At 61.3% G+C, this 8,249-nt stretch carries 6 protein-coding genes; all 6 read right to left on the reverse strand.

Translation table 11 applies throughout. The features are described 5' to 3' along the window. Positions 1-3 precede the first annotated feature (3 nt). On the reverse strand, positions 4-864 hold the full coding sequence (locus CAF74_RS28210; RefSeq protein ID WP_085748531.1) for an ABC transporter ATP-binding protein: 861 nt from the start codon (positions 862-864) through the stop codon (positions 4-6). Positions 865-869: 5 nt separating this feature from the next. Further along, the gene (locus CAF74_RS28215; protein WP_085748532.1) at positions 870-1,895 is read right to left on the reverse strand and encodes an ABC transporter substrate-binding protein; all 1,026 of its coding nucleotides are present in this window, start codon (positions 1,893-1,895) and stop codon (positions 870-872) included. A gap of 18 nt (positions 1,896-1,913) precedes the next feature. Continuing rightward, positions 1,914-2,810, reverse strand: coding sequence for a TauD/TfdA family dioxygenase (locus tag CAF74_RS28220; RefSeq protein ID WP_064382651.1), 897 nt, complete (start codon positions 2,808-2,810; stop codon positions 1,914-1,916). Positions 2,811-3,196: 386 nt separating this feature from the next. After that, positions 3,197-4,564 carry an HlyD family type I secretion periplasmic adaptor subunit gene (locus tag CAF74_RS28225; RefSeq protein ID WP_011331851.1) on the reverse strand — a complete coding sequence of 456 codons (1,368 nt, stop codon included), beginning with the start codon at positions 4,562-4,564 and terminating at the stop codon, positions 3,197-3,199. Then, a complete protein-coding gene (locus CAF74_RS28230) occupies positions 4,554-6,710 on the reverse strand; it encodes a type I secretion system permease/ATPase (RefSeq protein ID WP_085748533.1) in 2,157 nt (718 codons plus the stop codon). The genes CAF74_RS28225 and CAF74_RS28230 overlap by 11 nt, the downstream gene beginning before the upstream one ends. Before the next feature lie 34 nt (positions 6,711-6,744). Continuing rightward, a complete protein-coding gene (locus CAF74_RS28235; protein ID WP_085748534.1) occupies positions 6,745-8,097 on the reverse strand; it encodes a TolC family outer membrane protein in 1,353 nt (450 codons plus the stop codon). Positions 8,098-8,249 lie beyond the last annotated feature (152 nt).

The following is an 8,249-nucleotide window of genomic DNA, read 5'->3' on the forward strand; positions in this document are numbered from 1 at the left end:
GGCTCAATAAGCGATGCGGATATCGGTGAAATCCAGTTCGCGCTCGGCTTCCGGCGACTGCCCTTCATCGAACAGCAAACGGTGAATGCGCCGTGCCGACTCTTGAAACGCCACGCCGCCAAGGCTGTGCAAATCGTATTGATGACTGTGCACTTCCGCCCTCACCCGGCCCGGGTGCGGCGATAACAGCAGGATGCGATTGCCGACCACCAGCGCTTCTTCAATCGAGTGGGTGACGAACAGCAAGGTGAACCGCACCTCCTCCCAGAGCAGCAGCAATTCCTCCTGCATCTTGCGGCGGGTCAGGGCATCCAGCGCGGCGAACGGCTCGTCCATCAGCAGGATTTTCGGCTGCATCGCCAGCGCCCGGGCAATCGCCACCCGCGCTTTCATGCCCCCGGACAAGGTGTGCGGATAGGCATCGGCGAACGCCGCCAGACCGACTTTTTCCAGATAATGCAGCGCGCGCTCTTCGGCTTCCTTTTTCTTCAACGTGCGCGAAGCCAGCAGCGGAAACATCACGTTCTGTTTGACGGTTTTCCACGGTGGCAGTTGATCGAACTCCTGAAACACCACGATCCGGTCCGGCCCCGGCGCGTCGACCCGCTGGCCCTGCAGACGGATCTCGCCCTCGCACGGCGCAATGAACCCGGCGACGGCTTTGAGCAAGGTGGATTTACCGCAGCCGGAAGGACCGAGCAGCACGAAGCGATCCTGTTGATCGACTTCGAAACTGACCTGGTGGGTGGCCCGCACGACGCGCTGCGGCGTGCGGTATTCGAGGCTGACCTGATCGACCGCCAACAGCGCTTGCGCAGTGGCGATCGGGTTGCTGGCCGCGTGGCCTTGCAAAGGGGCGTTCATGTCGATCAGCTCCCCTGCAACGGTTTGGCGTCCTGGAAGAAGTAGTCCTTCCACGATTCGGGTTTGTTCTTGATCGCGCCGACGCGGTAGAGGAATTCGGCGAGCGGGTAGGTGTTTTTCGGCGTGACGCTGAATTCGAACTGCGGGTTGTCGATGATTTTCAGCAACGCGGCGCGGTCGATCTTGGCCTTGGTCACGCGGATGTAGGTGTCCGCCGCCGCGCCTTTATCGTTCTGCGCAAATTGCGCGGCTTCGGTCAGCGCTTCGACGAACGCCTTGTAGGTTTTCGGGTTCTCGTTGCGGAATTTCTCGGTGGCGAACAGCACGGTCGGCGAGTTCGGGCCGAGCACGTCATAGGAGTTGAGCACCACGTGCACATTCGGATTTTCCAGCGCCTGATCCTGGAACGGCGGGTTGGAGAAGTGCCCGGTCAGCTCGGTGCCGCCGGCAATCAGCGCAGCGGTGGCGTCCGGGTGCGGAACGGCGATGGTGTACTTGTCGAGGCGATTGAATTCCTTGTCGCCCCACTGCTTGGCCGCCGCGTATTGCAGGAAGCGCGACTGCACAGAAACGCCCACTGCCGGCACCGCAATGCGGTCCTTCTCGGTGAAGTCGGCGATGGTTTTGACCTTGGGATTGTTGCTGACGAGGTAGTACGGGAAGTTCCCCAGCGAGGCCACGGCTTTGACGTTCTGCTTGCCGTGGGTGCGATCCCAGATGGTCAGCAGCGGCCCGACGCCGGCGCCGGCAATGTCAATGGAGCCGGAGAGCAGCGCATCGTTGACTGCCGCACCGCCGGACAACTGGGTCCAGTCGACCTTGATGTCGAGGCCTTCCTGCTTGCCGTACTTCTCGATCAGACCCTGATCGCGAACCACGTTGAGCAATAAATAGACGATGCCGAACTGTTCGGCGATGCGGATTTCACCTTCGGCGTGGGCCACGGTCGGTGCCACCAGGCTGCCGGCGATCAGGCTGAAACCGAGGCCGATGGTCGCCGCCAGCGGCGCGAATGGAAGACGTTTGGACATGATCGGATCTCCGGCGAATCAGAAAGGCGCGTCGCCCTGAATGGTGGTGCGATACAGCTTGCGGCGCAGGTGCGCAGGGCAACCGGCGGCAAGGTGGATCAGCGAGCGGTTGTCCCAGAACACCAGGTCGTGTGGCTGCCATTGATGGCGATAGATGTTCTGCGGCAGCACGCTGTGGGCGTAGAGCTCGTCGAGCAGTTGTTTGCTCTCGTCCTCCGGCAGGCCGACGATGCGGGTGGTGAAGCCTTCGCTGACGAACAAGGCCTTGCGGCCGTTTTCCGGATGGGTGCGGACCACCGGGTGCACGACCTCGGCGACCTGGGCCAATTGCTCCGGGGTCAGGGTCGGGCGCCAGTTGCCTTCGAATTTGGTTTCGCTGTAACGCGCGGTGTAGGAATGCGCAGCCGAGCGGCCTTCAACGGCTTTGCGCAGGGCGTCGGGCAGGCTGTCCCAGGCTTTGTGCATGTCGGCGAACAGGGTGTCGCCGCCTTCGGACGGCAGCTCTTGGGCGTGCAGCATCGAGCCGAGGCTCGGCAGCTCTTTATAGGAAAGGTCCGAGTGCCAGAACTTGCCGGCATCACCGAGGCCGATGTTCTGGCCGTTCTCGACGATGTTGGAAACGATGAGGATTTCCGGGTGATTGGCCAGCAGGAACTGCTTGAGCACGTGGATCTGCAACACGCCGAAGCGGCGGCTGAAGTCGATCTGCTGTTGCGGGGTGATGCGCTGGTCGCGGAACACCACGACGTGGTGATCGAGGTGCGCGCGGTGGATGCGGGCGAAGTCTTCATCATTGACCGGACGGGTCAGGTCGAGGCCGATGATTTCGGCGCCGACGGCACCGCTGAACGGGCGGATCTCGAAGGTTTGCGGCGCGGCAGTCGCGGCGCTTGGGGTAGCAGTAGCTGCGGACATCAATCAATCTCCCACGCACGGCGCGCTCGATGGCGCGCGCGTCGATCAGAAACTCACGCTGGATTGCGTGTTGGTTCGTGTCGTGCGGCGCGCCGATTGGTCGGCAGGTACGCAGGAGGCTGACTTTATAGCTATAAGAAGCGGAATTTAAATACTGTTAACGAATAACGATATGGCGAATGCTTAGGAATGGACTGGATGGTGAGTGACCATTTGTGTCACTTACTGACAGGGATGTGGTGTTCGAGCTGACGCCATCGCTGGCAAGCCAGCTCCCACAGGGAGCTCGGTTAGAACACAATTGTGTGCTCATTAAAGAACTCTGTGGGAGCTGCGGTGCGACGATTCGACTTGCCAGCGATGAGGCCCGAAAGGCCAATAAAGATCTAGCGTTCGTGCAACGCCTCGGCGCGCGCCCGGATGATCGGTTTGAGCAGATAGCTCAGCACGGTCTTCTTGCCGGTGATGATGTCCACCGACGCGACCATCCCCGGGATGATCAGCAACGGCTTCTCGTCAGTGCCGAGATGGCTGCGCTCGGTGCGCAGCTTGATGACGTAGTAGGTGGTTTTCTTGTCTTCGTCGGTGATGGTGTCGGCGCCGATCTGTTCCAGCTTGGCCTTGAGCCCACCGTAGATGGTGTAGTCATACGCGGTGAACTTCACCGTGGCTTCCTGACCCGGATGCAGGAATGCAATGTCCTGCGGACGGATCTTCGCTTCGACCAGCAGCGTGTCGTCCAACGGCACGATTTCCAACAGGTCGCTGCCCGGCTGGATCACGCCGCCGATGGTGTTGACCAGCATCTTGTTGACGATGCCCCGCACCGGCGAGGTGACGAGCGTCCGGCTGACCCGGTCTTCCAGCGCCTTGCCGGTGGCCTGGGCCTTGTTCAGGTCGGTGCGCGCCTCGTTGAGCTGGGTCAGGGCTTCACTGCGGAACTTGCCGCGCGTCTCGTCAATCTTGCGCTGCACTTCCTTGATCGCCGATTCGGCGCGCGGGATCGCCAGGGTGGTGGCATCGAGCTGACCACGGGTTTCCACTTCGGCACGCTTGAGTCGCAGCACTTCCACCGGCGACACCGCGCCCTGGGCCACCAGCGGCTCAGACATGTTGATTTCCTGACGTTGCAGGCCGAGTTGCTGGCGGTACTGCGCCTGCTTCGAGGTGAACTCACGCAGCTCTTGCTGACGCTGGATCAACTGTTCCTGCAAACCACCGACTTCATCGTGCAGTTGCTGACGACGGCTGATGTACAACGATTCTTCACTTTTCGCCTGACCCGGCACGGCTTTGAGCACGTCCTCGGGGAAATTCAGCGGCCGGTCATCGACCTCGGCACTCAGGCGCTCGACCCGCAGCAGCATCGACAGGCGATCAGCCTCGGTTTCACCGACGTTGGAGGCGAATCGCGTGTCATCCAGCCGTACCAGCGGTGCGCCGGCCTCGACGATCTGGCCTTCCTTGACGAACAGCTCGGAGACGATCCCGCCCTCGAGGTTCTGGATTTTCTGGATCTTCGACGAGGGAATCGCCTTGCCGTCGCCCTTGGTCACTTCGTCGATGACGGCGAAGTTGGCCCACAGCATCAGGAACACGAAGAAGCCGATGATTGCCCAGATCGTCAGGCGCACCACGCGCGGCGCGTCCTCGATCAAGGCCTTGTTGACCTCTGGCAGCGGCTGGCCCTGCAGCGATGCCGAGCCCTTGAAGTAGCGGCGGATCGAATCCTTGAAACCCGACTTAAGCAACACTGATCTGCCCCTTCTTCAACGCTTCCATGACGGCCGCTTTCGGACCGTCGGCGAGGATCTGTCCACGGTCGACCACCAGCAGGCGATCGACCAGCGACAGCAGCGATGCCCGGTGCGTCACCAGCACCACGGTCTTGTTTTCCACCACCGCCGCGAGGCGTTGCTTGAGGCGTTCTTCGCCGGTGTTGTCCATGGCGCTGGTCGGTTCGTCGAGCAAGAGAATCGGCGGATTGAGCAACAGCGCCCGGGCCAGGGCGACGTTCTGGCGCTGACCGCCGGACAGGTTCTGCCCGCGCTCGCCGACTTGCAGTTCATAACCCTGCGGGTGCAGTCGGGCGAATTCGTGGACGCCGGCCAGTTCAGCGGCCTGCAGGACAAGTTCGTCTTCGACGTAACGAGCGCCGGAAATCAGGTTGTCGCGCAGGGTGCCGGCCAGCAGCTGGATGTCCTGCGGCACGTAGCCGATGTTGTAGCGCAGCTCGCTGACGTCGATCTGTCGAATGTCGACGCCATCCACCAGCAACGCACCATCGTCCGGCTGATACAGGCCGACCAGCAGTTTCGCCAGTGAGCTTTTGCCGGAACCGCTGCGGCCGATGATGCCGATCTTCTCGCCGGGACGGATCACCAGGTTGATGTTCTTCAGCGCCGGGTTCTGTTGCTCCGGGTAAGTGAAGCTGAGCTGGCGGCATTCGATCGCGCCTTGCAGCACCTTGCGGCTCAGTGGGCGTTCTTCGAAATTGCGCTCCTGCGGCAACTCCATCATCTGGTCGACCGAGGTCATGGTCACCCGCGCCTGCTGGTAGCGGGTCAGCAGACCGGACAACGACGCCAGCGGGCTGAGGGCGCGGCCACTGAGCATGTAGCAGGCGATCAGGCCGCCCATGCTCAGGTTGCCGGCGATGATCTGGTACACGCCGAAGACGATCATGATCACCCCGGCCAATTGCTGGATCAGCAGGGTGATGTTCATCGCCAGACCGGAGAGCATTTTCACCCGCAGCTCGAGGCGGCTGAGGGTGCCGATGGTTTGCTCCCACTGATATTGGCGTTCGCTTTCGGCGTTGTTGACCTTCACCGCGTCGAGGCCGGCGAGGGTTTCGATCAGGCTCGACTGACGCTCGGCGCCGAGGGCCATGGTGCGTTCCATGGTTGCCACCAGCGGCTTCTGCAATGCGTAGCCGATCAGCAGCGCAATCGGAAAGGCCAGCACCGGAATCCACACCAGATGCCCGCCGAGAATCGCGATGACGATGAAGATCAGGAGGGTGAACGGCAGGTCGATCAGGCTGGTCAGGGTCAGCGAGGCGAGGAAGTCACGCAGGCTCTGGAACTCATGGATGTTCTGGGCAAAGCTGCCGACCCGCGCGGGGCGGTATTTCATGGCCATGCCGACGATGCGCTCGAACAGCGTGGCAGAGATGATCAGGTCGGTTTTCTTGCCGGCCAGATCCAGGCACAGGCTGCGCAGGCTCTTGAGGATCAGGTCGAACAGATAGGCGCCGGTGATACCCAGCGCGAGCACCCACAGGGTCGCTTCGGCCTGGTTCGGCACCACGCGGTCGTAGACGTTCATCACGAACAGCGGCGCGGCCATGGCGATGATGTTGATCAGAAAACTGGCGGCGATGGCGTCGGCATACAGCCAGCGCGAACGCTTGAGGGTGTCGCGAAACCAAGAGCGCGCACGCGGGATCAGCGTGCCGTGGTTGACGTCGAATTTGTGCTGGGGCTGGGCGAAGAACACTTTGCCGGTGTAGTCGTCGGCCAGCAGCTCGCGGCTGACCAGGGATTCACCGCCGTCGCTTTCGCTGAGCAGCACCCGCGCGTCGTTCTCACCCTGCCAGCCGAGCAGGACGGCACTGCGGCCATCCTTGAGCAGCAACAGCGCCGGCATGGCAATCGCCGGAATCTCTTCCAGCTTGCGCTGCAGCACCCGTCCTTGCAGCCCGGCGCGCGCCGCCGCACGGGGCAGCAGCTCGACACTCAGGCGTTGTTTGGGCAGCGGCAGGCCGGTGGTCAGCATCGCCGCGCTGGCGGGTTTCTGGTGGAGCATGCAAAGAGCGAGCAGACCGTCCAGTAACGGATCGTCATGCAACGCGCGTGGATCATGACTGAGATGAACTCGACTGACTTCTGATTCCACGCTCGACACTCTTTAGCAGTTGAAAAGGGACAACTCAATTCATCCCAGGCAGCTGAACCTTGGGCTTAACGTCGTTCTGCACAACGGATGCCAAGGGTGCGACCACTCCCTGGCTCTTGAGCAATTCGCCAATGGTCGCCTTGATTCGATACTGAGTAAATAACTGAATGTTTTTGATTTCAGCCAGACGCCGCGAAGCGGTGAACAGCTCGTTTTCACTGTCGAGCAAATCCAGCAGGGTACGTTCGCCGAGGCTGAACTGACGCTGATATGCGGTGCGCACCGAGGTGCTGTGATCAACGTACTGCTGAGCGATCGGCACCTGAGCGTTGGCGTTGTTCAGGGCGTTCCAGGCCAGGCCCAGTTCTTCATTCAATTGGCGCAAGGCGTTGTTGCGGATATCCAGCGCCTGGTTCGACAGGTACGACTTGGATTCCAGATCCGCCTTGTTGCTGCCGCCCGAATACAGGTTGAAGCGCATGCGCAGCATGGCCTGCCATTCATTGTTGTGACCGTTCTGGCCGTCGAGGTCATTGTCAGCAGTGCGGCCCAGCTCGGCGTCGAAACGCGGGTAGAAGGTCGACTTGGCAGTCTCGTATTGCTTCTCGGCCGCGGCGATATCGGACTCGGCCGAACGCAGGATCGGGCTGTTTTCCAGCATCTGCTGGCGCGCTTCATTCAGGTTGGCCGGCATCATCGCCATGAACGGCGCCGGACGCTCCAGCTGATCGGGCATCTGGCCGACGGCGCTGAGGAAATTGGTTTCCGAGTCGGCGAGGTTGGTCTGCTCGGTGATCAGGTTGTTGCGGGCCTGGGCCATCCGCGCTTCGGCCTGATCGAGGTCGGCACCGCTGCCGACGCCGCGCTGGGTGCGCAGCTGGATCTGGTCGTAGATGCGCTGGTGGCTCTTCAGGTTTTCCTCGGCCAGACGCACAAACTCACGACGGGTCAGCACGTCCAGGTAAACCTGGGCCACGGTCAGCGCAGTGCGCTCGGAAGTGCCGAGCAAGGAATACGCGCGGGAGTTGACGGTGGCTTGTTGACGCCCGACTTCGCTGGACGTCGCAAAACCGTCAAAAACCATTTGCGACAGACGCAAACTTGACTCGCTGCGGTTCAGGGTTTCCCAGTGATTGCCACCACCGGCGGCACGGGTGGTCACGCTGTCGGTGCCTTCACGGCCATAACCGCCCAGCAGATCGACCTTGGGCAGGTATCCACCTTTTGCAGCCTTTAATTGATAATCCGCGGCCAGTCGGCTGTTGACCCCTGCCTGGATTTCCGGATGGACATCCAGCGCCTGCTGCATGGCTTCTGGTAAGGATTGTGCTTGTACGAAAGACGCGGCGAGAGCGAAGGGTAGAGCCTTGAACAGGTGCGAACGCATGGTAAAGATTTCCCAGAACTTCTTGTCTTGAATCACAGCAAAATGACGAGCTGCGTCGGAAGATGGCAACCGGAATGACCGTATGTCGGAAAGTTTAAAACCGGAACTGGATCACACGCTGAAGGGCAGGTCGCCGCATAAATATCAATGTG

The sequence above is a fragment of the Pseudomonas sp. R45(2017) genome, from assembly GCF_002112305.1.
GTDB classification, from domain to species: Bacteria; Pseudomonadota; Gammaproteobacteria; order Pseudomonadales; family Pseudomonadaceae; genus Aquipseudomonas; species Aquipseudomonas paraglycinae.